Origin of the sequence: Thioclava sp. NG1 (genome assembly GCF_003122275.1) — a bacterium.
GTDB lineage: Bacteria > Pseudomonadota > Alphaproteobacteria > Rhodobacterales > Rhodobacteraceae > Thioclava > Thioclava nitratireducens.
Genome location: NZ_QFBB01000003.1, coordinates 109860 through 134407 on the forward strand (window position 1 = coordinate 109860; position 24548 = coordinate 134407).

Annotated in this window: 25 protein-coding genes and 1 tRNA gene; 11 read left to right on the forward strand and 15 right to left on the reverse strand. The window is 63.5% G+C overall.

Translation table 11 applies throughout. The annotated features are described in order from the left end of the window. Positions 1–49: 49 nt before the first annotated feature. The 3 genes from DEM26_RS06080 to ypfJ form a co-directional block, all read right to left on the reverse strand. Positions 50–2326: a Hint domain-containing protein gene (locus DEM26_RS06080; protein ID WP_158275090.1), complete on the reverse strand. Its 2277-nt coding sequence runs from the start codon at positions 2324–2326 to the stop codon at positions 50–52. A gap of 879 nt (positions 2327–3205) precedes the next feature. Further along, positions 3206–3289: transfer RNA gene (locus DEM26_RS06085), tRNA-Leu, on the reverse strand. Positions 3290–3335: 46 nt separating this feature from the next. Next, positions 3336–4199, reverse strand: a complete 864-nt coding sequence (gene ypfJ / locus DEM26_RS06090; protein ID WP_109171955.1) for a KPN_02809 family neutral zinc metallopeptidase — start codon at positions 4197–4199, stop codon at positions 3336–3338. A gap of 135 nt (positions 4200–4334) precedes the next feature. Between ypfJ and DEM26_RS06095 the strand changes: the two genes are divergently transcribed. From DEM26_RS06095 to DEM26_RS06115, 5 genes are all read left to right on the forward strand, one after another. Beyond that, on the forward strand, positions 4335–4913 hold the full coding sequence (locus DEM26_RS06095) for a YqaA family protein (protein WP_075774840.1): 579 nt from the start codon (positions 4335–4337) through the stop codon (positions 4911–4913). An 8-nt stretch (positions 4914–4921) separates the two neighbouring features. Further along, positions 4922–5416 carry a disulfide bond formation protein B gene (locus DEM26_RS06100; RefSeq protein ID WP_199224636.1) on the forward strand — a complete coding sequence of 165 codons (495 nt, stop codon included), beginning with the start codon at positions 4922–4924 and terminating at the stop codon, positions 5414–5416. A gap of 60 nt (positions 5417–5476) precedes the next feature. Further along, positions 5477–6379, forward strand: a complete 903-nt coding sequence (locus tag DEM26_RS06105) for a PfkB family carbohydrate kinase (protein ID WP_088718586.1) — start codon at positions 5477–5479, stop codon at positions 6377–6379. Next, positions 6376–7296 (forward strand): pseudouridine-5'-phosphate glycosidase, encoded by a 921-nt coding sequence (locus tag DEM26_RS06110; protein WP_088718585.1) that lies wholly within the window; start codon positions 6376–6378, stop codon positions 7294–7296. The genes DEM26_RS06105 and DEM26_RS06110 overlap by 4 nt, the downstream gene beginning before the upstream one ends. 77 nt (positions 7297–7373) lie before the next feature. Further along, positions 7374–8075, forward strand: coding sequence for a DUF502 domain-containing protein (locus DEM26_RS06115; RefSeq protein WP_075774844.1), 702 nt, complete (start codon positions 7374–7376; stop codon positions 8073–8075). Here DEM26_RS06115 and DEM26_RS06120 read toward each other — a convergent pair. The 11 genes from DEM26_RS06120 to DEM26_RS06170 form a co-directional block, all read right to left on the reverse strand. After that, positions 8057–9094 carry a patatin-like phospholipase family protein gene (locus DEM26_RS06120; RefSeq protein ID WP_075774845.1) on the reverse strand — a complete coding sequence of 346 codons (1038 nt, stop codon included), beginning with the start codon at positions 9092–9094 and terminating at the stop codon, positions 8057–8059. The genes DEM26_RS06115 and DEM26_RS06120 overlap by 19 nt on opposite strands. A gap of 86 nt (positions 9095–9180) precedes the next feature. After that, positions 9181–10401, reverse strand: a complete 1221-nt coding sequence (locus tag DEM26_RS06125) for a cysteine desulfurase (RefSeq protein ID WP_075774846.1) — start codon at positions 10399–10401, stop codon at positions 9181–9183. Between the two features lie 8 nt (positions 10402–10409). Continuing rightward, on the reverse strand, positions 10410–11003 hold the full coding sequence (locus DEM26_RS06130; protein ID WP_075774847.1) for a YIP1 family protein: 594 nt from the start codon (positions 11001–11003) through the stop codon (positions 10410–10412). Further along, positions 11003–11494, reverse strand: a complete 492-nt coding sequence (locus tag DEM26_RS06135) for a Yip1 family protein (protein ID WP_075774848.1) — start codon at positions 11492–11494, stop codon at positions 11003–11005. The genes DEM26_RS06130 and DEM26_RS06135 overlap by 1 nt, the downstream gene beginning before the upstream one ends. A gap of 9 nt (positions 11495–11503) precedes the next feature. Next, positions 11504–12781: a Fe-S cluster assembly protein SufD gene (gene sufD, locus DEM26_RS06140; RefSeq protein ID WP_088718583.1), complete on the reverse strand. Its 1278-nt coding sequence runs from the start codon at positions 12779–12781 to the stop codon at positions 11504–11506. Next, positions 12781–13554, reverse strand: coding sequence for a Fe-S cluster assembly ATPase SufC (gene sufC, locus DEM26_RS06145; RefSeq protein WP_075774850.1), 774 nt, complete (start codon positions 13552–13554; stop codon positions 12781–12783). The genes sufD and sufC overlap by 1 nt, the downstream gene beginning before the upstream one ends. A 9-nt stretch (positions 13555–13563) precedes the next feature. Further along, positions 13564–13878 (reverse strand): heavy metal-binding domain-containing protein, encoded by a 315-nt coding sequence (locus tag DEM26_RS06150; RefSeq protein ID WP_075774851.1) that lies wholly within the window; start codon positions 13876–13878, stop codon positions 13564–13566. A 52-nt stretch (positions 13879–13930) separates the two neighbouring features. Beyond that, positions 13931–14464 carry a hypothetical protein gene (locus DEM26_RS06155; protein WP_109171956.1) on the reverse strand — a complete coding sequence of 178 codons (534 nt, stop codon included), beginning with the start codon at positions 14462–14464 and terminating at the stop codon, positions 13931–13933. A gap of 99 nt (positions 14465–14563) precedes the next feature. Further along, positions 14564–16084 (reverse strand): Fe-S cluster assembly protein SufB, encoded by a 1521-nt coding sequence (gene sufB / locus DEM26_RS06160; RefSeq protein ID WP_075774853.1) that lies wholly within the window; start codon positions 16082–16084, stop codon positions 14564–14566. A gap of 18 nt (positions 16085–16102) precedes the next feature. Further along, positions 16103–17146 carry a cysteine desulfurase family protein gene (locus tag DEM26_RS06165; protein WP_109171957.1) on the reverse strand — a complete coding sequence of 348 codons (1044 nt, stop codon included), beginning with the start codon at positions 17144–17146 and terminating at the stop codon, positions 16103–16105. Between the two features lie 144 nt (positions 17147–17290). Next, positions 17291–17749, reverse strand: a complete 459-nt coding sequence (locus DEM26_RS06170) for an Rrf2 family transcriptional regulator (RefSeq protein ID WP_075774855.1) — start codon at positions 17747–17749, stop codon at positions 17291–17293. Positions 17750–18004: 255 nt separating this feature from the next. Between DEM26_RS06170 and DEM26_RS06175 the strand changes: the two genes are divergently transcribed. The 6 genes from DEM26_RS06175 (at position 18005) to DEM26_RS06200 (ending at position 23621) form a co-directional block, all read left to right on the forward strand. Further along, positions 18005–18682, forward strand: coding sequence for an alpha/beta hydrolase (locus DEM26_RS06175; protein WP_075774856.1), 678 nt, complete (start codon positions 18005–18007; stop codon positions 18680–18682). Then, positions 18682–18945, forward strand: coding sequence for a hypothetical protein (locus tag DEM26_RS06180; protein WP_075774857.1), 264 nt, complete (start codon positions 18682–18684; stop codon positions 18943–18945). Before DEM26_RS06175 ends, DEM26_RS06180 begins: the two co-directional genes overlap by 1 nt. Beyond that, positions 18942–19379: a hypothetical protein gene (locus DEM26_RS06185; protein ID WP_088722800.1), complete on the forward strand. Its 438-nt coding sequence runs from the start codon at positions 18942–18944 to the stop codon at positions 19377–19379. The genes DEM26_RS06180 and DEM26_RS06185 overlap by 4 nt, the downstream gene beginning before the upstream one ends. Beyond that, the gene (locus tag DEM26_RS06190; protein WP_109171958.1) at positions 19376–19966 is read left to right on the forward strand and encodes an HD domain-containing protein; all 591 of its coding nucleotides are present in this window, start codon (positions 19376–19378) and stop codon (positions 19964–19966) included. Before DEM26_RS06185 ends, DEM26_RS06190 begins: the two co-directional genes overlap by 4 nt. A 135-nt stretch (positions 19967–20101) precedes the next feature. Beyond that, positions 20102–22306: an NADP-dependent isocitrate dehydrogenase gene (locus DEM26_RS06195; RefSeq protein WP_088722801.1), complete on the forward strand. Its 2205-nt coding sequence runs from the start codon at positions 20102–20104 to the stop codon at positions 22304–22306. Positions 22307–22406: 100 nt separating this feature from the next. Beyond that, entirely contained in the window at positions 22407–23621 is a 1215-nt protein-coding gene (locus DEM26_RS06200) for an NADP-dependent isocitrate dehydrogenase (protein ID WP_075774861.1), read from the forward strand. Between the two features lie 311 nt (positions 23622–23932). On the opposite strand, the gene DEM26_RS06205 is transcribed toward DEM26_RS06200, so the two are convergent. Beyond that, positions 23933–24154, reverse strand: a complete 222-nt coding sequence (locus DEM26_RS06205; protein WP_088722802.1) for a hypothetical protein — start codon at positions 24152–24154, stop codon at positions 23933–23935. Positions 24155–24548 lie beyond the last annotated feature (394 nt).

Sequence of the window (24548 nt, forward strand, 5' to 3'; positions counted from 1 at the left end):
ACGCGGTCGCAGTTATTGGGCTGGCGGGGCCTCTGACGAGGCCTGCGCGTCAGCTCATGCGCAGGACGTTGGCTTCATGCTTCTTGAGCGTCTTGCGCGCCGCCTGATAGGCCTCGCGGCCCTTCGCGGTCTGCAGTTCCGGGAAGATCTCGAAGATTTCCTGACGCTGCGAATTGCCCATCCCGCCCAGCGTCTGGTCGCCGGGCTGGAAGCTCTCGGTCCAGGCACCATTGGCGAGCAGAACCTCGTGGCGGTCGAACATGAAGTGCAGGTAGCTGGTGCCCAGCGTCTCCACCGTGTCCACGCCCTGATTGCCGACGAGATGCTTGGCCGCGACGAGAACCTCATGCTCTTCGAAATAGAGCGCAGTCTTGTCATTGGCGACGAGCATTCGGTGGTTCGGCGAGACCATCATGTCGCGCTCGGGCAGGTCGTTGCCGAGCGAGCCCTTGCGGATCAGCACCGGCTTGAGATGCGGTGCGCGCGCGAGCTGCTCATGCGTCATGTCGGCGCGGCCGGCCCAGCGGACCTCCTGAATGCCGTTATCGCGGGTCAGGACCTTGTCGCCTTCGCGCAGCGTCTCCACCGGAACCTCGCCACGCGGCGTCGCGATCAGAGTACCCGGCGTGAAGCAGGGGATGACCTCTTCCATGTTGGAGAATTCGAGCGTACCGGTGACATTGCCCGAGCCGTCGAGGAAGTCGACCGTCCCGGCATAGGTGCTGACACCCGAGACCGGATCGTAATCGGTGACCGTGGAATGAACACGCAGCGGCCCCGCGCCCTGCAGGTCGAGCGTGTCGTAATCGTCGCCGCCTTCGCCGCCGTCGAGCGTGTCTCCGATGCCATCGGTCGAGGACCCCACGATGAACAGATCGCGATCGTCGCCACCGGAGACGGTGTCCGCATCCGCGCCGCCATCGAGCGTATCGTTGCCCTGACCGCCGTCGAGACTGTCCGATCCGTGACCGCCCTCCAGCGTGTCGTTGCCTTGCTGACCGTAGAGCACGTCATCGCCCAGACCGCCCATCAGGCTGTCGTCGCCGGGCTCGCCCGGATCATCTTCCACCGGACAGGTATCATAGGTCATGTCGGTGATCGAGATCGCCTGATCCGTCGCCCCGCCATTCGAATAGGCGATGCTCAGCTTTGCGGTCGGATCATTGATGGTGACCTTGACCGAACCGATCTTGTCGTCCTGATGCAGGCTGCCGTCGTCCTGATCGCCACCGGTGATGGTGTAGGTGCCGTCGCCATTGTCGGTGACCGTCTGGTTGCCCTCGGGATCGATCGTGATCGCGACCGGATTGCCATCGGCATCGACGGCCGAGAGCGTCACGACATCGACATGGTCATCATAGCTGTCCGAACGATCGAGATCGTTGATCCGGAAGCTCAGCCCCTGAACTTCACCGGTGTAATCGCTATTGTCGGAAGAGAAAGTCAGGACGGTCGTCGAGGTCGGCGACACACCGCCTTCGCAATCGCCGCCCGCACCGTAGAGCTGCAGCGCCGAGCAGCTGTCGAAGTTCTCGCCAGCTTCGGTATATTGCGCAGAGGTCGTCAGCGTCGCCTTCGCCCCGTAATCCTGCGACTGGAAGTCGAAATGGACCTTGGTCTCGCCCAGATCGACAGTCTGGTCCTTCACCTCGCCGCAATCGGTCTGGAAATGGCTCCAGTCCACGGTTTCCGAGACCGGATCGGCCGCGGAGCCGCCGGCCGGATCGTTGTCGCCGTAGATCGTGTCGTTCCCGGCGTCGCCCGAGATCGTGTCGTTGCCGCCCTCGCCATAGATCAGATCGTCGCCCTGGCCGCCCTCGACGGAGTCGTCGCCCTGACCGGCATAGACCGTGTCATTGCCGTCGCCCGCGATGATGTAGTCGTCATTCGGCGCGGCGCCCGGAAGGATCGCGTCGTTATTGTCGACCATGTCGCCTTCGGGATCGCCGGTGTAATGATCGTCGATCAGGTCGCCGCCGGAGGTGCCTTCGACGATACCGTCGGGCGCGCTCACGTTGATCGTAACGGTCGCGGTGTCGTAGCCGCCCTGCCCGTCATAGATCTTGTAGGTAAAGCTGTCGGTGCCGGAATAGTTGGGATCGGGCGTGTAGGTGATCGTGCCATCGGCATTCACCGTGACCGAGCCATGCGCCGGGTCGCTCGCCCACTGCACCTTGAGCGGGTCGCCATCGGGGTCGCTGTCATTCGCGAGAACGGCGATCGTCTGCGCGGTATTGTACTTAACGCTCGCGCTGTCGTTGGTAGCATTCGGATCGGAATTCTTGTCGCAATCATCGTCGTCGTGATGATAGTAGAAATAAGTCATCCCCAACTCTCCTTTGCCGTCCGCTTGGCTCCCTGGCCCCGCGCCGTGGCGTATCTTCCCTAGGGCGCAAAGCGGCGGCGCCGTGACGTGTCCGGATCCGAAGTCCGAACGTGTTTTTTGAGAAGAATTGGCCAGCGTCGGCGCGCGCGGGCGCTGCCGGCAAAGTCGCCGCAGATCGCTCTGCGTCTCCTTTGCCCTCATGGTCGAGGCCGTTATGGATCGGTCCCCTTGGCAGCGCCGGGCGAGCTCTCTTTCGACAACTCTTCTCTTTGGCCACCCCCATGGCCAATCGCCCCCCAGCAGGGCTTGGCCTCAATCTGCCCTCGCGACCGCCACAAAGAAAAGGGGAATTTGCCGCTTTCTTGCCTCATTTCGAGGAAATGCCCGGGAAACGGTCATCAATAATCCGAATCGCGAAGTGACTGTTTTTAAACACCGTTTCCGTTTACCAAAAGATCGACCTATCTTTTTAGACAGGAACCATGCCTAAGTTTCGCCACATTTAAACCGGTGGTTGAAAGGTATTTGTCGGACCCGTTGCGAAAGGCGAAAAACTGTTTTCGATTTAGCGACAATAACCGGGCGAGTTTGTTTCCTGGGATGCCCCCAATCGCAGCGATATTTCTCCCACGGATAAGTCTTAATTGTCCTCGACCGCGCCGCAATCCGGTATCTCGCGCCCGTTTGTTCTGAGAACAAAACGAGATTACTTCGAATCATCTTTTGCTAACCACGTTCCAAGACGCCGCTTTTCACGATGACGCCAAATTTGGACAAAGTCTTGCGAGGCCGGAAAATGCGGGCCTGACAAGACATAGGAACGAAGATGCGCCGGCCGGGTCACCATCGGCGCGCGGATCTGTCATTCTGCGGAAGGTCTGGTGCCCGAGGTCGGACTCGAACCGACACGCCTTGCAGCGGCGGATTTTGAATCCGCTGCGTCTACCATTCCGCCACTCGGGCCCAGTCCGAATCCTCTAGCGCGCAGCCGCGCCCGAGGCAAGTACGCTTAGAGGTTACGCGTTGAAAACGTGTCGCATTGTTTGAGCTCACCGCTCAGATAGCCCCGCTCGAACCAGCGTTGCCGTTGAGCGGAGCTGCCATGGGTGAAGCTGTCGGGCATCGGCACCCGGCCGGCCTCGCGTTGCAGCGTATCGTCCCCGATCCGTGCCGCGGCGTTCATGGCCTCCGCGATGTCGCCCGGCTCGATCGCGCCGATCTGATCTTCGGCGCGGCGCGCCCAGATCCCCGAGAAGCAATCGGCCTGCAACTCGATGCGCACCGAGAGCGCATTAGCCTGCGCCTCGGAGCTTTGCGCGCGCACTTCGTTAACCTTACCGAGAATCCCCAGCTCGTCCTGAACGTGGTGGGCCACCTCATGCGCCACGACATAGGCGGCGGCGAAATCGCCCCGCGCGCCGAGCTGCTGGCTCAGCGTGTCGAAAAACGCCGTATCGAGATAGATTTTCTGATCGCCCGGACAGTAGAACGGCCCCGTCGCGCCGCTCGCATTGCCGCAGGGCGATTGCGTGACCCCGCTAAAGAGTACCAGCACCGCCGGATCGTATTGCCGTCCCAGGTCGGATTGGAACACGCCCTGCCAGACCTCCTCGGTATCGGCCAGCGTCACCGAGACGAAATCACCCATCGCCTTCTCGCGTTCGCTCAGCTCGCCCGATTGCGTGATCACCGGCCCCGAGCCCGATCCGCCATCGAGCAGCGGCGTCAGATCGATCCCGAGGAAATAGGCCACCACGATGATCGCGATCACGCCGAGGCCGCCGCCGCCCAGACGGATTGCGCCGCCCCCTGCCCTGCGCTGGCCGCGCCGGTCCTCGATATTGCGGCTGCCGCGCCGTCCACGCCATTGCATTTGCGAATGCCTCCCTCGCTTTTTCGTGAAGTCTAGCGCGAGGCCCGCAAAAGCAAAGGTGCGACGCGCGCGACTTGACCTTGCGGCCCGCGCGGGAGATGAAGCGATCCGAGCAGCAAGGAAAAGGATGCCGCCATGATCCGCCGCATCTACGACTGGACGATGGCCCGCGCGAGCCACCCGCATGCGATGTGGTATCTCGCCGCCGTCGCCTTCATCGAGGCCTCGGTCTTCCCGATCCCTCCGGATGTGCTGATGATCCCGATGATCCTCGCCCGGCCCTGGGCGGCTTGGCGCATCGCGCTGGTGGCGACGCTGTCGTCGGTCGCGGGCGGCTGTCTGGGCTACCTGATCGGTTATGGTTTCATGGACGCAATCGGCAGGCCGGTGCTGGACTTCTACGGCAAGGCGGACGATTTCAACACACTCGCCGCCCGGTTCAACCAGATGGGCGGCTGGGCCGTGCTGATCGCAGGTGTCACGCCTTTCCCCTATAAAGTGATCACGATCTTCGCGGGCGCCACGAACCTGAGCCCGGTTCTCTTCCTTGGCGTCTCCTTCATCGCCCGCGCGCTGCGCTTCTTCGTGGTCGCTGGCCTCCTTTGGAAATTCGGCGAGCCGATCAAGACCTTCATCGAACGTTGGCTCGGCCCGCTCTTCACTATCTTCGTCATCCTGCTGATCGGCGGGTTCTATCTCCTGAAATATCTCTGAGGCCTCCGATGCAAGATCGCCTGCAAACCCTGACCTCTTTCCGCGGCCTCGTCGGCCTCGCCGCCGCTGGCTCCGCCGTCGTGCTGGCCGGGGCCTTCGTGTTTCAGGCCTTGGGCTATGCGCCCTGCCACCTGTGCCTGCTGCAACGCTGGCCGCATCTGGTCGCAATCCTGATCGGACTTGCGATCCTCGCCTTCCGCCTGCCCGGCTGGACTGCGCTTCTGGGCATGCTGGCGGCGCTGACGACCTCGGTGCTGGGCTTCTATCATTCGGGCGTCGAGCGGAAGATCTTCCAAGGTCCGACCGATTGCACCTCGAATGGCGTCGACACCACCGTCTCCGCCGCCGACCTGCTCAAGCAGATCAACGAGGCCCCGCTGGTGCGCTGCGACGAGATTCCGTGGGACATCTTCGGCATCACCATGGCGAACCTCAACGCAATCGGCTCGCTCGTTCTTGCGGGCATCTGGCTCTGGGCGTTCCTCAAGTCGCGCCGCGCCTGAGCCACCCGAGCGGGGGCCAAGCCCCTTGCCCCGCTCCCGAAACCGCGCCAAGAACCGCGCATGAGCGAATCCAGACCTGATATTCTGTGCATCGGTTCGGTCCTGTGGGACATCATCGGCCGCGCCTCGGTGCATATGCACGAGGGCTCCGACGTGCCGGGGCGGATCGAGCGGCTGCCCGGCGGCGTTGCGATGAACATCGCGATGACGCTCCATCGGTTCGGGCTGAAACCGGCCGTGCTGACCGCGCTCGGGCGCGACAGCCAGGGCAACGATCTGATCCGAACCGCCGAGGTGCTGGGCGTCGATTGCAGCTATCTCTACCGCTCCGACGACCTTCCGACCGACCGCTACATGGCGATCGAAGGGGCGAACGGGCTGATCGCGGCGATCGCGGATGCGCATTCGCTGGAGGCGGCGGGCGAGAAGATCCTCGCACCGCTTTCCGATGGGCGGCTCGGCACCGAAAACGAGCCGTGGACCGGCGCCATCGCACTCGACGGCAACCTGACCGAGGCTCTGCTCAGCCAGATCGCGCATTCGCCTCTGTTCGCCAAGGCCGACCTGCGCGTGGCGCCTGCCAGCCCCGGCAAGGCGGAAAGGTTGATGCCACTTCTGACGCATCCGGCGGCGACGCTTTACGTCAATCTCGAAGAGGCGGGCATCCTGTGCCAGGGCCGCTTCGACAGCGCCCAGCACGCCGCCGAAACGCTACTGGAGCGCGGGGCGCAGCGCGTGCTCGTGACGGATGGCGGCAAGGCGGCCGCCGACGGAAGTGCTGTCGCGGGCAACGTGATCGCCTCGGCGCCGCCCCCCGTCCTCGTGACCCGCGTGACCGGCGCGGGCGATACTTTCATGGCCGCGCATCTCGTGGCCGAACAGCGCGGCGCGGGTCGTGAGGAGGCGCTGGAGCGCGCTCTGACCGCTGCCGCGCGCTACGTTTCCGGAGAACTGGCCACATGACCGCCCCCCTCACCTTCGCCGCCGAAGTCGCTGATGCGAAAGCACTAAACCGTCCCATCGTCGCGCTCGAGTCGACGATCATTACCCACGGGATGCCCTATCCGCAGAATCTTGAAACCGCGCAGGCGGTCGAGGCCGAGATCCGCAAGGCGGGCGCGGTACCGGCTACGATCGCGGTGATGGGCGGCAAGATCCATATCGGGCTGGAGCCGGAGGAACTGGAGCAGCTCGCGCAGACCAAGGACGCGATGAAGGTGAGCCGCGCCGATCTGGCGGTGTGCCTCGCGAAGGGCGCGACCGGGGCCACCACCGTCGCCGCGACGATGATCTGCGCGAACCTCGCGGACATCGACGTCTTTGCCACCGGCGGGATCGGCGGCGTCCATCGCGGTGCCGAAGACAGCTTCGACATCTCCGCGGACCTTCTGGAACTGGCACAGACTCCGGTCAGCGTGGTCGCGGCCGGTGCGAAGGCGATCCTCGATCTGCCGAAGACGCTCGAAGTGCTGGAGACCCACGGCGTGCCGGTCATCGCCTACGGGCAAGACGCCTTCCCCGCTTTCTGGTCGCGCAATTCCGGCCTTCCCGCGCCGCTGCGCGCCGATAGCGCCGCCGAGATCGCCAAGTCACAACTCGCGCGCGCGTCGCTCGGTCTGCCGGGCGGCCAGCTGATCGCGAACCCGATCCCCGAAGAAGCCGAGATTGCCCGCGAAGAGATCGTGCCGGTGATCGAACAGGCGCTGAGCGAGGCCGAGGCGCAGGGCATCGCGGCGAAGGCCGTCACGCCCTTCCTGCTGTCGCGCATCTTCGAACTGACCGAAGGCCGCTCGCTCGAGGCCAATATCGCCCTCGTTCTGAACAATGCCCGTCTGGCTGCCGCAATCGCGGGCGAAATCATCACAGCTCGCGGCGCCTGATACGCGGACCATTGCTCATCGTGGCGGCGCTGCCTAGATAGCAGGCAACGCATCGCCACGAGAGGGCGCATCCTGACATGACCAAAGACGATTCCCATCCGCGCCGCCGCTCGCGTTTCGGCGCGCTGCGCGCCTCCTTCTTTACCGGGTTGATCGTCGTCGCGCCGATCGGCCTGACGATCTGGCTGATGTGGACGATGGCCGGTTGGGTCGACGGCTGGGTGCTGCCGCTGGTGCCGCCCGAGCTGCGCCCCGAACGCTATATCGGCATCAATGTACGCGGGCTCGGCGTCATCATCTTCCTGGTATTCACGGTCATCGTCGGCTGGCTCGCGAAGGGCTTCTTCGGCCGCACGATGATCCGCTTCGGCGAAAGCATCGTCGACCGGCTGCCCTTCGTGCGCACGGTCTATAACGGTCTCAAGCAGATCGCGGAAACGGTGCTAAGCCAGTCCGAGGGCAAGTTCGACCGCGCCTGCATCATCGAGTATCCGAGCGAGGGCCTGAAGGCGATCGCCTTCGTGTCGTCGACCGCGAAGGGCGAGATCGCGGCACAGGCCGAGGATGGCGACCCGCTGATCTCGGTGTTCCTGCCGACGACGCCGAACCCGACCTCGGGCTTCCTGCTCTTCGTGCCGGAATCGAAGGTCACCTATCTCCAGATGTCGGTCGAGGATGCGGCGAAGCTGATCATCTCGGCGGGTCTTGTCTATCCGCAGCCCAAACCGGTGAAGGAGCCGCGCAAGTCGAAGGCGAAGATTCAGTCGAACAACGCCTGAAGGTCGGTCGACGCCTCTTTGCCGATCTTGTCGGCGTGAGCTTCGAGCCAGCGATCCGCCGCCGCCCGGCCTGCCAGTTTCAGCTTTGCCAGCATCCCCCATTCGGGAAGGATTTTGGACTTCGCACCCAGCTCGGTCATGACGTCGTCATCGGCGATCATGTGGATCAGCACATCCTTCATCGACCCCTCCGGCAGCCGGTCTTCGCGGATCAGCCGATGTACGAAATTGATCGCGCGCAATTCCCGCAGCAGCGAGGTGTTGAAGCTGATCTCGTTGATCCGCTCGTCGATCTGCGCGGGCGTCCGGGGGATTTCGTCGCGCCAGAGGGGGTTGATCGAAATCACCACGACGTCGCGCGGATAGGCGGGTTCGAACAGCGGGAAAAGCGGCGGATTTCCGGTATAGCCGCCATCCCAATACGCCTCTGTGCGGCCCGTCTTCGGGTCGTCGATTTCGACCGCCTGGAAAATCTCGGGCAGGCAGGCCGAGGCGAGGATGGCATCCGCTGTAATTTCTTCGCCGGTGAAGACACGGACCTTGCCGGTGCGCACATTGGTCGCCGAGACATGCAGCCGTGGCCCCTCTTCCGCGCAGACATCGCGATATCGGAACCGTTCGACCACCGAGCTCAGCGGATTGACGTAGAACGGCCCTGCATCATAGGGCGAAAAGACGCGCGACATGCCGTCGATGAAGGCCGCAGGAGTAAAAGCGTCGAACCAGCGTTTCAGCGCCTCGGAGCCGGGCACTTGCGCGGGCATCAACCGCTCGAGCCGCAGATCGACGCTTTCTGCCACCTGGCTCCAAAGTTCGTCGAGCGACTCGCGCGCGCCCTGACGGCCAGCGCGCGCATAGCCCGCCTTGAACGCGGCCCCGTTCAGCGCCCCGGCAGAGGTGCCGGAGATCGCCGCGTAGTCCAGCCACTCTTCATCCAGAAATCGGTCGAGAACGCCCCAGGTGAACGCGCCATGTGCGCCCCCGCCCTGCAATGCGAGATTGATGCTCTTGCGGTTCATCGGCTCGGCCCTTTCGCTGCCCGCCTCCCTGCCGCAGAGTTATGCTGCGTCGCAGCAAAAGCAAGTCTCTCGCCCGGGCGGTCGCCTCAGCCTAGCAGATCGTGGCAGAGTTCCAGCGCGGAAATCAGCGCATCGGCCTCTTCGCGGGTGTTATACATCCCGAAAGACGCGCGCGCCGTGGCGGAAACGCCCAGCCATTCCATCAGCGGCCCGGTGCAATGTTGCCCCGCGCGCACCGCGACGCCCCGCTTGTCGAGGATGGTCGAGATGTCATGCGGATGCGCCGGCCCGTTCAGCGTGAGCGAGAAGATCGCACCCTTGTCGGGCGCGGTGCCCTGCTGGTTGAGCCAGTTCAGCCCGCTCAGTTTCTCGGCCGTATAGTCGCGCAGATCGCGCTCATGCTCGGCGATGTTCTCCATCCCGATCCCCATCAGGTAATCGAGGGCGACGCCCATGCCGATCTGCTGCACGATGCCGGGTGTGCCAGCCTCGAATTTCATCGGCGGCGTGTTGTAGATCACCGTATCGCGGGTAACGGTGTCGATCATGTCGCCGCCGCCAAGGAATGGGCGCATCTCGAGCATCCGGTCGCGGTGAATGAAGAGCGCCCCGGAACCGCTTGGCCCGTATAGCTTATGTCCGGTGATGACGTAGAAATCGCAGCCCAGATCGTCGATGTCGACGGGGCCATGCACTGCCGCCTGCGAGCCATCGACCAACGTGGCGATCCCGCGGGCACGCGCTGCCTGCGCGATCGGTTTCACATCGACCCGGGTGCCCAGCACGTTCGACATATGGGTGATCGCGATCAGCTTGGTGCGCGGCGTGATCGCCTCCAGCACCTTTTCGGGCGGCAGCGAGCCATCGGCCTCGGGCTCCACCCAGACCAGCTTCACGCCCTGCCGCTCGCGCAGGAAATGCCACGGCACGATATTGGCGTGGTGCTCCATCACCGACAGGATGATCTCGTCGCCCGGCTCGAGGTTCGGCGCACCCCAGGCATAGCTCACGAGGTTGATCCCCTCGGTCGAGCCGGTGGTGAACACGATCTGCTCTTCATCTGCGACATGCAGGAAGCGCGCGACGATCCCGCGCACGCTCTCGTATTTCTCGGTCGCGATATTGGACAGCGTATGCAGCCCGCGATGCACGTTGGAATAGTCGTGCTCGTACATCTGCGTCATCGCGTCGATCACGACGCGCGGCTTCTGCGCCGAGGCCCCGTTATCGAGGTAAACCAACGGCTTGCCGTTCACTTCTCGCGTCAGGATCGGGAAATCCGCGCGGATTTTTTCGATATCATACATGGAGCACCTCAGAGTGACGCGGGGTCTGCGGGCATTTGCACGAGGCCGGTCGAGACCAGCACGATCCCCGCGATCATCGCCGAGCCCAGAAAGGTCAAGATAACCCCGAAGCCGGTCGCCAAGGGGTTTTCGAACCCGTGCAGAACCATCGTGAACTGCACCAGCAAGTAGAACATCAGCGCCACCAGCAGCACCGACATCAGAGTGGCCGAGATCGGGAAGAACACCATAAGCACGACCTGGATCATCTGACCGATCATCAGAACGAACTCAATCCAGGTCAGAAGCAGCAGCGCATCCGAGAATTTCCCATTCCCGCCAAAGCGTTGGCCGACGAAAGACATAGCGAAGGCGCCATAGACCAGAAGGGCTGCCTGCAGCCCCACGACGGTCAGCGGCGGCGTCACCGTGCCGATATCGACCTTGGTGATGAACGAGAACACCAGCTGCGCGAGCGTGCCGAGGATCGCCGTCATCACGACAACCAGCACCATCGCCATGAACCGCGCATTGCCGCTCAGATTCAGCCCGATCAAATCGCGCGCAACCGATTTGGGATCGGTGAAGCTGCGGATAAGCCATTCTTTAAGGTCGGGCTGCATCAGTTTGTTTTTCCTTCGAATTCCACCACCCGCAACGCTGCGCCCCATAGCAGGACGAAGGCTACGGTCACAAGCGCGGAGACGAGCGAAAGTTCCGCGCCGCGTCCGATGAACCCCGCGACCAGCCCTTGCAGCAGCATCAGCGGCGAGACAACCAGAAGCGACCAGAACAGCGCGACGCGCGCACCATACCAGCTTCCCTGCCCGCCAAGGAGGCGCAGCACAAGGTGGCTCAATGCCGCAATCGCGTAGAAAACGGGCACGGTGGCCAGCAGCGCCAGCACCGTGCCCATCATCAGCCCGACCATCGGCTGGTCGGGCATCTCATGGGCGATCCGCGACAACCGCGGCCATTGCGCGATGAAGATCACGGTCAGCGCCGCAAGCAGGAAGACCAGCGCGCGCGGCTCGGAAGCCGGACGCGCGAGATGCTCGCGCATCACCACGCGCGGACGCCGGTAGCTGCGCCGGATATCGTCGGTCGCGGACATCGCCGCGCCTCAGCCGCGATGGCGCGAAAGCCACCCTTCCAACCGGGTGAGGATCGCATCGCGGAACCGCTCTTCCTCAATCTCTTCAATGGCATCGGCCACGAAGCTCAGAACCAGAAGCGCGGTGGCTTCCTCTTCCGGCACGCCGCGCGAGCGCAGGTAGAAAAGCGCCGTCTCGTCGATCGCGCCGGTGGTCGAGCCGTGCGAACACTGCACGTCATCGGCGTAGATCTCGAGTTCCGGCTTCGCGAGGAACTGGCTGTTCTCGTCGAGCAGGAGCGACTGGCTGATCTGGTAGCCATCGGTCTTCTGCGCGCCCGGCTTCACGAGGATCTTGCCCTGGAAGATGCCCTCGGCGCCGTTCTTCAGAACTTTCTTGAAGACCTGACGGCTCTCGCCGCGCTCGGCCCCGTGGGTGATGAAGACGGTGTCGTCGTGGTGGAACTTGCCGGTCTTGCCATCGCCAAGAGCCGCGCCCGCGACATGGGCGTTCGCGTCGTCGCCCACGATGTCGATCACGCATTCATTGCGCGTCAGCACCCCGTTCGAGGTCAGCGTGAAGCTCTTGAACAGGCCCTCTTCCGCGACGCGGGTGAAGATCGAGGTGATCGCACGACGCTCATGGTCGCGGCCCTGCACGCGGATGTGGTGGAATTTCGCGTGTTTCGCGACATCCACTTCCATCAGCTGGTTGAAGCGCGCCCCGGCCGGGCCGTTCTCCAGAACCGTGATCTCCGCGCCCTCTTCCAGCTTCACGAGGTGATGAAGGATCGGGTCGGAACTCTCTGACTCATGGGTATAAATCAGGCTCACGGGTTTCTCGGCGGCACCGGTCACGCGGATCAGAACGCCATCGGTCGCCGACGCGGTGTTGAGCGCCGCGAAGGGACGCTTCACCGGGTCCTGACCGTTGGCTTCCAGCGTGCCGTAAAGGCTGCTGGCCCAGTTCACGTCGGGCGCATCGGCAAGACGCAGGATTTCGACACCGGACATCGCCAGATCGTCGGAGGCCTCGGCATCGAAAACACCGTCGCGGAATACGATCTTCAGCCGATCGATTTCCCCGAAAATTTCGGGCTCGTCATCCGCGAAGGGCGCGGCGGGCACCGGATCGGGCGCGATGAAATCGGTCGGGTTGGTCCAGCGCCAGTATTCGTCGCGACGGCCCGGCAGGCCCATCGCGTTCAGACGGTCCAGCGCGGCGCGGCGTTGCGGCCCGAAGCCCTCGGGCAGAGAAACGCGCGCCAGCCGCGTCTCGGCGGGGGTCATTTTCTCGACTGCCGACATTACGCCATCACCTCCGAGATCCCGTGTTTCGCGAGCAGGTCGGCATAGCCGTTCTTCTCGACCTCGAGAGCCAGTTCCGGCCCGCCGGTCTCGATGATGCGGCCATCCGCCATGATGTGGACGACATCGGGTTTGATATGGTCGAGCAGGCGCTGGTAGTGCGTGATGACGAGGAAGGAACGGCCCTCGTCGCGCAGCGCGTTCACGCCTTCGGCCACGAGACGCATCGCGTCGACGTCGAGGCCGGAGTCGGTCTCGTCGAGGATGCACATCTTCGGCTCGAGGATCGCCATCTGAAGGATTTCGTTACGCTTCTTCTCACCGCCCGAGAAGCCGACATTGACCGGGCGCTTCAGCATATCGGCGTCGATCTTGAGCGATTTCGCCTTGCCGCGCACCAGTTTCAGGAAGTCGCCAGCGGAGATTTCCTCCTCGCCGCGGGCCTTGCGCTGTGCGTTGAGCGCGGTACGCAGGAAGGTCATGTTGCCGACGCCGGGAATTTCCACCGGGTATTGGAACGCGAGGAACAGGCCTGCCGCCGCGCGCTCTTCGGGCTCGGAATCGAGCAGGTCGGTGTCGTTGAGATGCGCCTCGCCTTCGGTGACCTCGTAGCCATCGCGGCCCGAGAGCACGTAGGACAGCGTGGATTTACCGGACCCGTTCGGACCCATGATCGCATGGACCTTGCCGGACTCGACGCTCAGGTTGACGCCCTTGAGGATCTGCTTGTCCTCTTCTTCCAGTTTGACGTGCAGGTTCTTGATATCAAGCATGGTTCTTCCTCAGGATACGGTTACAGCGGTGCCGGAGGCCGACACCATTAGCATGGATTGGCCGACGACCTCGTAGTCGAGATCGACGCCGACAACGGCATTCGCGCCCAGCTCGCGGGCGCGGTCTTCAAGCTCGCCGAGCGCCGTGGCGCGCGCGTCTTGCAATTTGGATTCGTAAGCGCCGGAGCGGCCACCGATGATGTCGGTGACCTGCGCGAAGATATCGCGGACGACATTGGCGCCCATGATGGCCTCGCCCACGACGATGCCATGATAGGTCGCGATCGGGCGACCCTCGATGGTGGGTGTGGTGGTGACGATCATGCGCGCTCTCCCCCTTGGCGACCCTTACGGGCCGCGGCGGGCGCGCATGGGGTCAGAAGCGGATCGTTGTCTCGGCGTAGCGCAGTGTGCGCGGCTCGAATTGCGCGGTCTGCTGCTCCACCCAGTCGGGCGTGAAGGCGAGCGCCGCCATATCCGGTTTCCAGAACGCGATATTGTGCAGCCCCACGAAGGCCAGCGCGACGCCCAGCAGCTGCACCGCCATCAGTTTCACCGAGGCGAGCCGCAGCACCATGCCCAGCCCGAAGGCCGTCAGCACTGCCGCGACCACGAGGACCAGATCCGGGTTGGAGCCGACCTTCTCGGCGAGTTCCGGCGTCAGAAAGCGCATCTTGAGCGCCGTCACGATCATCATCCCGATCGCGCCGACCATCAGCGCGGGCAGGACCTTGAACACGGCCAGCCGCGAGTGACGCGGCTTGGCGATGACCCGACGCAGCATCGCGGAATCGTTGGTCACCCAGGCTTCCTGATCGCCGATATGCAGCTGAATCCGGCCCTTCGCCGATTTCCGCGTTTTCTCGATCCGCGCGAGGCGATCGTTGAAGCTGGCGCTCGATATCGTCATGGTCCTCACCTATCCATTTGGACAGGTTAAGACATGCATAATGATTATGCCCGAAATGGGGCAGATCCTCGGCAATTTCGATATTTGCGCGCGTGAAGATCACCCGACGCTCCCCTCCAGCGAGATCGCCACAAGGCTTTGAGCTTCCATCGCGAATTCCATCGGCAGCGCCTGAAGGACTTCGCGGCAGAACCCGTTGACGACGAGCGCCACGGCCTCTTCCTCGTCCATCCCGCGGGCGCGGCAGTAGAACAGCTGATCGTCATCGACCTTCGAGGTGGTGGCCTCGTGCTCGACCCGGCTCGAGTTGTTCTTCACCTCGATATAGGGAACCGTGTGCGCGCCGCATTTGTCGCCGATCAGCAGCGAGTCACATTGCGTGTAGTTGCGCGAGTCGGTCGCTTTCGGGTGCATCGAGACGAGACCGCGATAGGTGTTCTGCGCCTGACCGGCCGAGATGCCCTTGGACACGATCCGCGAGCGGGTGTCCTTGCCGAGATGGATCATCTTGGTGCCGGTATCGGCCTGCTGCCAGTTATTCGCGATGGCGATAGAGTAGAACTCGCCCTGGCTTTCGTTGCCGCGCAGAATGCAGGACGGGTATTTCCATGTGATCGCGGAGCCGGTCTCGACCTGCGTCCACATCACCTTGGCGCGGTCGCCGCGGCAATCGGCGCGCTTGGTGACGAAGTTGTAGATGCCGCCCTTGCCGTCTTCATCGCCCGGGAACCAGTTCTGCACCGTGGAATATTTCACCTCGGCGTCTTCCTCGACGATGATCTCGACCACGGCCGCGTGCAGCTGCGCGGTGTCGCGCTTGGGCGCGGTGCATCCTTCGAGATAGGACACGTAAGAGCCCTTGTCTGCGATGATCAGGGTGCGCTCGAACTGCCCGGTATTCTCCGCGTTGATGCGGAAATAGGTCGACAGTTCCATCGGGCAGCGCACGCCCGGCGGCACGTAGACGAAGGAGCCGTCCGAGAACACGGCGGAGTTCAGCGCTGCGTAGAAGTTGTCACCCTGCGGCACGACAGAGCCGAGATATTTCTTCACCAGCTCCGGGTGTTCCTGGATCGCTTCCGAGATCGAGCAGAAGATCACGCCCGCTTCGGCCAGCTTGTCCTTGAAGGTCGTGCCGACGGAGACGCTGTCGAACACCGCATCGACCGCGATCTGGCGATCTTCGAGGTTGATGTCCTCCGCCCCTTCGACGCCCGCGAGGATCATCTGTTCCTTCAGCGGAATGCCGAGCTTTTCATAGGTCGCGAGCAGCTTGGGGTCGACCTCGTCGAGCGACTTGGGCTTCTCGACCATGCTTTTCGGGCGCGCGTAGTAATACTGGTCCTGGAAGTCGATTTCCGGAACCTTCAGCAGCGCCCAGTTCGGCTTGGGCATATCTTCCCAGCGCGAGAAAGCCTGCAGACGCCATTCGGTCATCCACTCGGGCTCTTTGTTCTTGTCCGAGATCAGGCGGACGATATCCGTGTTCACGCCTTTCGGCGCGTATTCCATCTCGATATCGGTGTTCCAGCCGTATTTGTAGGTGCCCATATTCTGGACGGTCTCGACCGTCTCGCGATCGACGCCTTCACGTACTTCCACCTGATCAACGCCCGCCATATCCGGCTCTCCCATCTCTTACCCGCGCCGTGCGCGGTGTTTCGCTTCGCATTTCAGCCAGTGTTCGGCGAAACGCATGACATCTTCTTCGCGGCTCTGCGGCCCCAGCGAGACCCGCAATGCCGATCCCGCCTCGGTTTCCGAAAAGCCCATCGCGACCAGCGCGGCGGAGCTTTTGACCTTTCCGCTCGAACACGCGGAGCCTGCGGAGACCGCGAACCCGCCCAGGTCCATCTGCATCACCTGCGTCTCGCCCTTCCAGCCGGGCGTGATGAAGCAGGACGTGTTCGGAAGCCTGCACGATTCATTCCCGACAAAAATAGTCTCGCTTGCCCGATCCGCAATGGCGTTTTCTAGAATGTTTCTAAGTTTTTCGATCTCGCGCCAGATTCCGCCCTCAAGATCACGCGAGGCGGCCTCGGCTGCCGCACCGAAGCCCGCGATACCGATCAGGTTCTCGGTGCCGGCGCGGCGCCCCATCTCCTGACCGCCGCCCTTGAGCTGCGCCGCGATATCCGTGCCGCGCTTCACGATCAGCGCGCCGACGCCTTTCGGCCCGCCCAGCTTATGCGCCGAAACGATGCCGCAGGTGGTGCCGAGCCAGTTGAACGCAAACGGGATCTTGCCAAACCCTTGGGTGAGATCGCTCAGATACAGGCCTTCGGGCAACTCCTGCACCACGCCGGTCTCGGAATTGGCCAGCTGCAGCGCCGAATTTGCGGGATCGGTGACGGTGATCCGCCCTGCCCGGTCCACAGGCAGATCCTCCACGCACCAGCTGCGCACCGCGTCATGCTCGACGCCCGCACAATGGACTTCGCGCCCGGCCAGCGCCAAGGCGGCGGCTTCCGTGGCGCCGGAGGTGAAGATCACGTCCTGTCCCTCTGCGCCCAAGGCGGCCGCCACCTGATTGCGCGCCCGCTCCATCAGTGCCTTCGCGGCACGCCCCTCGGAATGCACGGAGGATGGGTTGCCGACCAAGTCCATCGCCTCGATCATCGCCGCACGGGCCTCGGGCCTCAGCGGCGTTGTCGCGTTCCAGTCGAGATAGCTGCGCGCCATGATACGCTCCGCGTGAATGAAATGTCGGATGCCTCCGGCGGGGATATTTGACCCAAGCCGAAGAAGAAAGGGCGTGCCTTCGCCTCGGCGAAAATATCCCCCGCGAAGCGCCCGCGAGCGACCATCATGCCCGGACGGACGGGATCACTCGTCGACGACCGAAAACAGGCTCGGCACCGCCGGACAGGGTTTGAGCTGGTTCTTCACCACGTCTTCGAGCGTCGTCTGATGCAGGAAGACGAAGACCTGCGCCGAGAGGCTCTCCCAAAGACGGTTCGCCATCGACTGCGCCCGCGAACCCGAAATCGCGCCCGAGGCGCCGGCGCCGACATGCATCGCCGAGACGGTCTCGTCCACGGCCTCGAAGATCTCCGAGATGCGGATTTCCGCGGGCGTGCGCGCAAGACGGTAGCCCCCGCCGGGGCCGCGGACCGAATTCACCAGCCCCGCACGGCGCAGCCGTACGAAGAGCTGCTCCAGATAAGGCAGCGAGATATCCTGACGCTCGGACAGCGCCGCCAGCGAGGTCCGGCTGCCTTCGCCCGCCAGCGCCAGATCGACCAGCGCGACCATCGCGTAACGGCCTTTCGTCGACAGTTTCATGCACCCTCCCCGGTCCGAGACCCATCCGAACCCGTATTTGACCGCAAATCGGCCCGAAAACTCTGCCCGCGCAGGAGTGAATCATTGCTAAAGCATTGACGCAAGCGCGAGGGCCGATTACCTCCACCAATGCCCGATCTCCCGGCATGGCGCCGGGGGTGGCTTTCTCCTAGGCCAGCCGCGCCGACCCGTCAAGAAAGGCGGATGCGCTGGCGGCCCCGGAACCCAGAGCTGGCGCAATAAAAACGAGAGACGATGCCCGAAGTCATTTTTCCCGGTCCCGAAGGTCGCCTCGAGGGGCGCTACCACCCGCAGCCCGCACCCGACGCGCCGATCGCGATCATCCTGCATCCCGATCCGCAGTTCGGCGGCACGATGAATAACCGCGTCGTCTACAACCTGCACTACGCCTTTTTCAAAATGGGCTTCACGGTTCTGCGCTTCAACTTCCGGGGCGTGGGCCGCAGCCAAGGCGAATACGATCAAGGCGTGGGCGAATTGTCCGATGCCGCCTCGGCTCTGGACTACCTGCAGGCGATGAACCCGAACTCGAAGCATTGCTGGGTCGCGGGCCATTCCTTCGGCGCGTGGATCGGCATGCAGCTGCTGATGCGCCGCCCCGAGATCACCGGCTTCATCTCCGTTGCCCCGCCCGGCCCGTCTTCGCCCGGCCCCGGCAATTACGATTATTCCTTCCTTGCGCCCTGCCCGTCCTCGGGTCTGATCATCAACGGCACGAACGACCGGATCGCGCAGCCGAAAGAGACCGAGCAGCTGGTCTCCAAGCTGCAGGAGCAGAAGGGCATCACGATCACCCATGAGGTCATCGAGGGCGCGGACCACTTCTTCAAGAACGAAGAAGCCCATATGCAGCCGATGATCGAGACCGTTCAGACCTATGTGCGCCGCCGGCTGACGGAGGGCACGCGCTGATGGCGCTGATCGACGAACTGGCCGAAAAGCTCGCCACCGACACGATGGAGGCGATGCGCAAATACGACGACGATCGCCTCTTCATGGAGGTGAGCAACTATATCGGCACGTCGTCGCCCTCCCTGCAGGAGGCCTACATGACCGCCTGTCGCCTGCACATGGCCGAGCAACGCGGCCGCGAATTCTTCGAGCGCAAGCTGGTGGAGTTGGAAAAACGCGCACAGGCGGCGGCGAAAACACCGGATTCCGGGACCGGGGCATGAGCCCGGGGGCCGCGCGCGTCCTCTTCGCGGCAGCCCTTTCCCTTGCCCTGTCGCTGATCATCGCGACGGCCTTTCATGCAGGCCAGATGCTCTGCGACGGCGACTGGGCCGGATCGCATTCGCGTGGTGAGGCGTTGCGGCTCGGGCTTGCAGACCTGCTCGCGCGTCCGCTGCACCTGATCGTCGTGGCGGTACCGCTCTGGCTTGGCTGGACCGGGCTCCTGCTCGCCGCCGCGAACCGCGCGATCCCGCCGGTTCTGGGCATGGGCATCGTCGTTTTCTCGATCTTCGGCACGGTTCTGTTCTACGCTTTCGCGGCGCCGAACCTCGACTGTGCTGCCTATACCGATCGCGCGATGAGCTGGCGCGCGGGCGGTCTGTTCGCCTTCGTGGCGCTTCTTCTGCTTCTGCCCCGGCTCTGGAGACGTTCATGACCCGGCTCGATCAGCAATTCACCTTCCTCGCCGAAGCCGAGAAACTTAAATCGGTGACCCGCGCGACGCCGATCCACGACGCCTCGCGCCCCGAAAATTCCGGCGAGCATAGCTGGTCGCTCGCGCTCTACGCGCTGACACTGGCCGAGCAGGCGCCCGAAGGTGTTTCGATCGACCGGGTGATCCGCATGCTCCTGCTGCACGATCTGGTCGAGATCGACGTGGGCGACGTGCCGATCCACAGCCAAGGCGGCACGGCGCACGGCGCGGAAGACATCCAGAAGGCCGAAGCCGCCGCCGCCGAGCGCATCTTCGGACTGCTGCCTGAGGACCAGGGGGCAGCGATGCTGGCACTGTGGCAGGAATTCGAGGCCAACGAGACCCCTGATGCGATCTTCGCGAAATCGCTCGACCGGGTGCAGCCGGTCCTGCTCAATCATCAGTCCGGCGGTGGATCGTGGATCGATTACGATGTCAGCTTCACCCAACTCGAAGAGCGCATCGGCGCCAAGATTGCCCGTGGCGCGCCCGCGGTGTGGGACTGGGTGCGCGATCGGGTCGAAGGCTGGTTCGCGGCGCGCAGCTGACGCGTGCGGCCCCTCAGCGCCCGTTGCATGGGGATTTCGGGCAACCTCCGTATACAATCGCATACCGTCTAGCCAAGCGCATCTGAATCGGGTAAGAGGCAGCAAACCGAGGCTTCAACCGAAGAGGGCTGTGCCATGAGCGACAAGAACACTCCTGACATCATTTACACCAAGGTCGACGAGGCCCCGGAACTGGCAAGCGCATCGCTGCTGCCGATCGTGCGCAAATTCGCGCAAGCGGCCGGGATTTCGGTGGGCACCAAGGATATCTCGCTCGCGGGCCGCATCCTCGCCACCTTCCCCGAAGCGCTTACCGAAGAGCAACGCCAGTCGGACGATCTGGCCTGGCTCGGCGATTACGTGAAAACGCCGCAGGCCAACGTCATCAAGCTGCCGAACATCTCGGCCTCGGTGCCGCAGCTGGTCGCTGCCGTCCGTGAATTGCAAGGCCAAGGCTACGCCCTGCCCGATTACCCGGAAGAGCCGAAGACCGATGAGGAAAAAGCCGTCCGCGCGAAATACGACTCGATCAAGGGCTCGGCCGTGAACCCGGTGCTGCGCGAGGGCAACTCGGATCGTCGCGCCGCCGCTGCCGTGAAGAAATTCGCGCAGAACAACCCGCACCGCATGGGCGAGTGGACCGCCGACAGCAAGACCCGCGTCGCCTCGATGTCAGAAGGCGATTTCTTCTCGAACGAAGTCTCGGCCACCCTGCCGAAGGCGGCCACCGCCAAGATCGTGCTGGAAGGCGCCGATGGCGAGACCGTTCTCAAGGACGGCGTGAGCTATCCCGAAGGCACCGTGGTCGACGCGACCTACATGTCGGCTGACAAGCTCGACGCCTTCCTCGCCGAGGAAATCAAGAAGACCAAGGACGAAGGCGTCCTGTTCTCGCTGCATATGAAGGCGACGATGATGAAGGTCTCCGACCCGATCATCTTCGGTCATGCGGTGAAGGAATGGCTCAAGCCGGTCTTCGAGAAATACGGTGACAAGATGAAGTCGCTCGGCGTCGATCCGGCCTCGGGCATGGGCGACCTGCTGGAGCGCGTGAAGGGCGAGCCGGAAATCCTGGCTGCGATCGAGGAAGTCCGCGACCAGCGTCCGCCGATGTATATGGTGAACTCGGACAAGGGCATCACCAACCTGCACGTGCCCTCCGATGTCATCATCGACGCCTCGATGCCCGCTCTGATCCGCGCCGGCGGCAAGGGCTGGGGCCCGGACAACAAGGAACACGACTGCGTCTGCGTGATCCCGGACAGCTCCTACGCGCCGGTCTATGACGCGACGATCGAGTATTTCAAAGCCAACGGCAAACTGAACCCCGCCACCGCGGGCACCGTTCAGAACATCGGCCTGATGGCGCAGAAAGCCGAGGAATACGGCTCGCACCCGACCACCTTCGAGATCCCGAACGACGGCACCGTGAAGATGGTTCTGGACGACGGCACGGTCCTGCATTCGCATGACGTGAAGAAGGGCGACATCTGGCGTTCGGCCTCGGCCCGCAAGGCGCCGATCGAAGACTGGGTGAACCTCGCCATCGACCGTCAGAAGGCGACCGGCTACCGCGCGATCTTCTGGCTCGACGAGACCCGCGCCCACGATGCGGAGCTGATCTCCTACGTGAAGCCGATCCTGGAAGCCAAGGGCGTGGCCGACAAGTTCGAGATCATGGCCCCGCGTGAGGCGACCATCGCCTCGCTCGAGACCATCACCAAGGGCGAGAACACTATCGCGATCACCGGCAACGTGCTGCGCGACTACCTGACGGACCTGTTCCCGATCCTGGAGCTGGCCACCTCGGCCAAGATGCTCTCGATCGTGAAGCTGATGCAGGGCGGTGGTCTGTTCGAGACCGGCGCTGGCGGCTCGGCCCCCAAGCACGTTCAGCAGCTGGTGGAGGAAAATCACCTGCGTTGGGACAGCCTCGGCGAATTCTGCGCCTTGGGCGAGAGCTTCAAGTTCTTCGCGGACCAGACCGACAACGCGAAAGCGCGCGTGCTGGGCGAGACGGTCGAGACCGCGACGCAGGGCATTCTCGACAACGACCGGTCGCCCTCGCGCAAGGTCGGCGAGCCCGACAACCGCGCCAGCCACTACTGGTTCGCCCGCTACTGGGCCGAGGCTCTCGCCGCGCAAGGCGACGATACCGAACTGGCCGCCGAATTCGCCCCGATCGCCAAGGCGCTGGCCGAAGGCGAGGCGAAGATCGTGGCCGAACTGGCAGAGGTTCAGGGCAAGCCCGCCGATATCGGCGGCTACTACCACGCCGATCCGAAAAAGCTCGCCGCGGTGATGCGCCCGAGCGAGACGCTCAACGCCATCATCGGCTGAGAGCACTGAGATCAGGGGGCGGCGCGGGCCGCCCCTTTCAATTCCCGGCCTCCCCGGCACACGAACCCGTGAATTAAGCCCGATCTGAAAAGGAACGCGCATGACCAAGATCAAGGTAGAGAACCCCGTCGTCGAACTCGACGGCGACGAGATGACCCGCATCATCTGGGACTTCATCAAGCAGAAACTGATCCTGCCCTATCTCGATATCGACCTGAAATATTACGACCTCGGCATCGAGAGCCGCGACGCGACCGACGACCAGATCACCGTCGATGCGGCCGAGGCGATCAAGCAATACGGCGTCGGCGTCAAATGTGCGACGATCACCCCCGACGAGGCGCGCATGGAGGAATTCAACCTCAAGCGCATGTATCGCTCGCCCAACGGCACGATCCGAAACATCCTCGGCGGCGTCATCTTCCGCGAGCCGATCATCTGCAAGAACGTCCCGCGCCTCGTGCCCGGCTGGACCAAACCGATCGTCGTGGGCCGTCACGCCTATGGCGACCAGTACAAGGCCACCGATTTCCGCTTCCCCGGCAAGGGCACGATCACGCTGAAATTCGTGGGCGACGATGGCGAAGTCATCGAAAAGGAAGTGTTCCAGGCGCCTGACGCAGGCGTCGTGATGGGCATGTACAACCTCGACAAGTCGATCATCGACTTCGCGCGGGCCTCGCTGAACTACGGCTTGATGAAGGGCTGGCCGGTCTATCTGTCGACCAAGAACACGATCCTCAAGGCCTATGACGGCCGCTTCAAGGATCTGTTCCAGCAGGTCTTCGAGGAAGAATTCGCCGAGAAGTTCAAGGAAGCCGGCATCTGGTACGAGCATCGCCTGATCGACGACATGGTGGCGAGCTCGCTGAAATGGTCGGGCGGCTATGTCTGGGCCTGCAAGAACTACGACGGCGACGTGCAGTCGGATACGGTCGCGCAGGGCTTCGGTTCGCTGGGTCTGATGACCTCGATCCTGATGACGCCCGATGGCAAGACGGTCGAAGCCGAGGCCGCCCACGGTACGGTCACGCGGCACTACCGCCAGCACCAGCAGGGCAAGGAGACCTCGACGAATTCCATCGCCTCGATCTTCGCCTGGACCGGTGGCCTGAAGCACCGCGCCAAGCTGGACGGCAACGCGCAGCTTCAGACCTTCGCGGAAACGCTCGAGAAGGTCTGCGTGCAGGCGGTCGAGGATGGTCACATGACCAAGGACCTCGCGCTGCTCGTGGGCCCCGATCAGAAATGGCTGACCACGATGGGCTTCCTCGAGAAGATCGACGAATACCTGAACAAGTCGCTGTCGCTCTAAAGCGCGCGAAATGGGTTGAGGAAGGCGGGGTTCTCCCCGCCTTTTTCGTTTGGCGAGCGACGCCCGACTGGCACGGGGCGACCAGCCCCGGGCCGCGCCCATTCGTCAGGCTTACGCCGCGCCACAGGCGCGACGGTCCCTCCTCATTCCCCCCGGGAGGGCGCATCGGCGGTGTCTCCGCAAGCACGCAGTCATTCGGGCGTGCGAGATAAAACACCCTCACACGGGCGGATCAGAGCGCCCACCCCAGGTCGGGCGCGCCCTTCATGTCCTTGCATGGGCCGGGCGCATCACACGCCCGACCCTTTCGTTTACCGCATCATGCTCCACGGCTCTGGCGGAGGCTCAGCGGGCCCGAGCCCGATATCTCTGCGCAAGTGGTCGCTCAGCTGCCCGGCATCGAGCGGACGCGGCTTGTTTCCGCGGGAAATAAGCGCGAGCAGCGCCGCGCGCAGCACTTTACCTGCGCCGAACTTGGCGATCGTGGCTTCGATGGTGAAGGCGTCGTTCGGACGCTCGAGAGTCTGGATCATATGATGTCCCGGCGCGGGTCCAATCCCGCAACCGGCCTTTCTTCGATTGATGTGAAAGAAGACCCGACGGGAACCGCGAGAGCGCGGCCAGGATGCGTCGCGACAGGATCGGGACGCGGAAATCGGGTCACTTTGCGGGAGTGGGGCCTAGGCCCCGGGTCGGATCGGTACGGTCAGGCGAGGCGTCGTGCGACGCGGGCGGTGACCGAAAAACCGATACGGGTTTCGCAATACGCTGCGAGGGCTTGGTGATATGACATCATGGCGGCCCTCCTCTTGACTTGGGCGTTGCGAATGGCGCCACTTGGCCCGATCTCCGACAGCACGGCAACTCGCGCGACGGTGTTTGGGAGGTATTGAGGCACCTCTGTTGCCGATGCGCCTCAGTTCTTGC

Coding starts and splice junctions, on each gene's coding strand:
- DEM26_RS06080 (WP_158275090.1), bottom strand. CDS start 2,326: ATGACTTATTTCTACTATCATCACGACGACGATGATTGCGACAAGAAT.
- ypfJ (WP_109171955.1), bottom strand. CDS start 4,199: ATGCAATGGCGTGGACGGCGCGGCAGCCGCAATATCGAGGACCGGCGC.
- DEM26_RS06095 (WP_075774840.1), top strand. CDS start 4,335: ATGATCCGCCGCATCTACGACTGGACGATGGCCCGCGCGAGCCACCCG.
- DEM26_RS06100 (WP_199224636.1), top strand. CDS start 4,922: ATGCAAGATCGCCTGCAAACCCTGACCTCTTTCCGCGGCCTCGTCGGC.
- DEM26_RS06105 (WP_088718586.1), top strand. CDS start 5,477: ATGAGCGAATCCAGACCTGATATTCTGTGCATCGGTTCGGTCCTGTGG.
- DEM26_RS06110 (WP_088718585.1), top strand. CDS start 6,376: ATGACCGCCCCCCTCACCTTCGCCGCCGAAGTCGCTGATGCGAAAGCA.
- DEM26_RS06115 (WP_075774844.1), top strand. CDS start 7,374: ATGACCAAAGACGATTCCCATCCGCGCCGCCGCTCGCGTTTCGGCGCG.
- DEM26_RS06120 (WP_075774845.1), bottom strand. CDS start 9,094: ATGAACCGCAAGAGCATCAATCTCGCATTGCAGGGCGGGGGCGCACAT.
- DEM26_RS06125 (WP_075774846.1), bottom strand. CDS start 10,401: ATGTATGATATCGAAAAAATCCGCGCGGATTTCCCGATCCTGACGCGA.
- DEM26_RS06130 (WP_075774847.1), bottom strand. CDS start 11,003: ATGCAGCCCGACCTTAAAGAATGGCTTATCCGCAGCTTCACCGATCCC.
- DEM26_RS06135 (WP_075774848.1), bottom strand. CDS start 11,494: ATGTCCGCGACCGACGATATCCGGCGCAGCTACCGGCGTCCGCGCGTG.
- sufD (WP_088718583.1), bottom strand. CDS start 12,781: ATGTCGGCAGTCGAGAAAATGACCCCCGCCGAGACGCGGCTGGCGCGC.
- sufC (WP_075774850.1), bottom strand. CDS start 13,554: ATGCTTGATATCAAGAACCTGCACGTCAAACTGGAAGAAGAGGACAAG.
- DEM26_RS06150 (WP_075774851.1), bottom strand. CDS start 13,878: ATGATCGTCACCACCACACCCACCATCGAGGGTCGCCCGATCGCGACC.
- DEM26_RS06155 (WP_109171956.1), bottom strand. CDS start 14,464: ATGACGATATCGAGCGCCAGCTTCAACGATCGCCTCGCGCGGATCGAG.
- sufB (WP_075774853.1), bottom strand. CDS start 16,084: ATGGCGGGCGTTGATCAGGTGGAAGTACGTGAAGGCGTCGATCGCGAG.
- DEM26_RS06165 (WP_109171957.1), bottom strand. CDS start 17,146: ATGGCGCGCAGCTATCTCGACTGGAACGCGACAACGCCGCTGAGGCCC.
- DEM26_RS06170 (WP_075774855.1), bottom strand. CDS start 17,749: ATGAAACTGTCGACGAAAGGCCGTTACGCGATGGTCGCGCTGGTCGAT.
- DEM26_RS06175 (WP_075774856.1), top strand. CDS start 18,005: ATGCCCGAAGTCATTTTTCCCGGTCCCGAAGGTCGCCTCGAGGGGCGC.
- DEM26_RS06180 (WP_075774857.1), top strand. CDS start 18,682: ATGGCGCTGATCGACGAACTGGCCGAAAAGCTCGCCACCGACACGATG.
- DEM26_RS06185 (WP_088722800.1), top strand. CDS start 18,942: ATGAGCCCGGGGGCCGCGCGCGTCCTCTTCGCGGCAGCCCTTTCCCTT.
- DEM26_RS06190 (WP_109171958.1), top strand. CDS start 19,376: ATGACCCGGCTCGATCAGCAATTCACCTTCCTCGCCGAAGCCGAGAAA.
- DEM26_RS06195 (WP_088722801.1), top strand. CDS start 20,102: ATGAGCGACAAGAACACTCCTGACATCATTTACACCAAGGTCGACGAG.
- DEM26_RS06200 (WP_075774861.1), top strand. CDS start 22,407: ATGACCAAGATCAAGGTAGAGAACCCCGTCGTCGAACTCGACGGCGAC.
- DEM26_RS06205 (WP_088722802.1), bottom strand. CDS start 24,154: ATGATCCAGACTCTCGAGCGTCCGAACGACGCCTTCACCATCGAAGCC.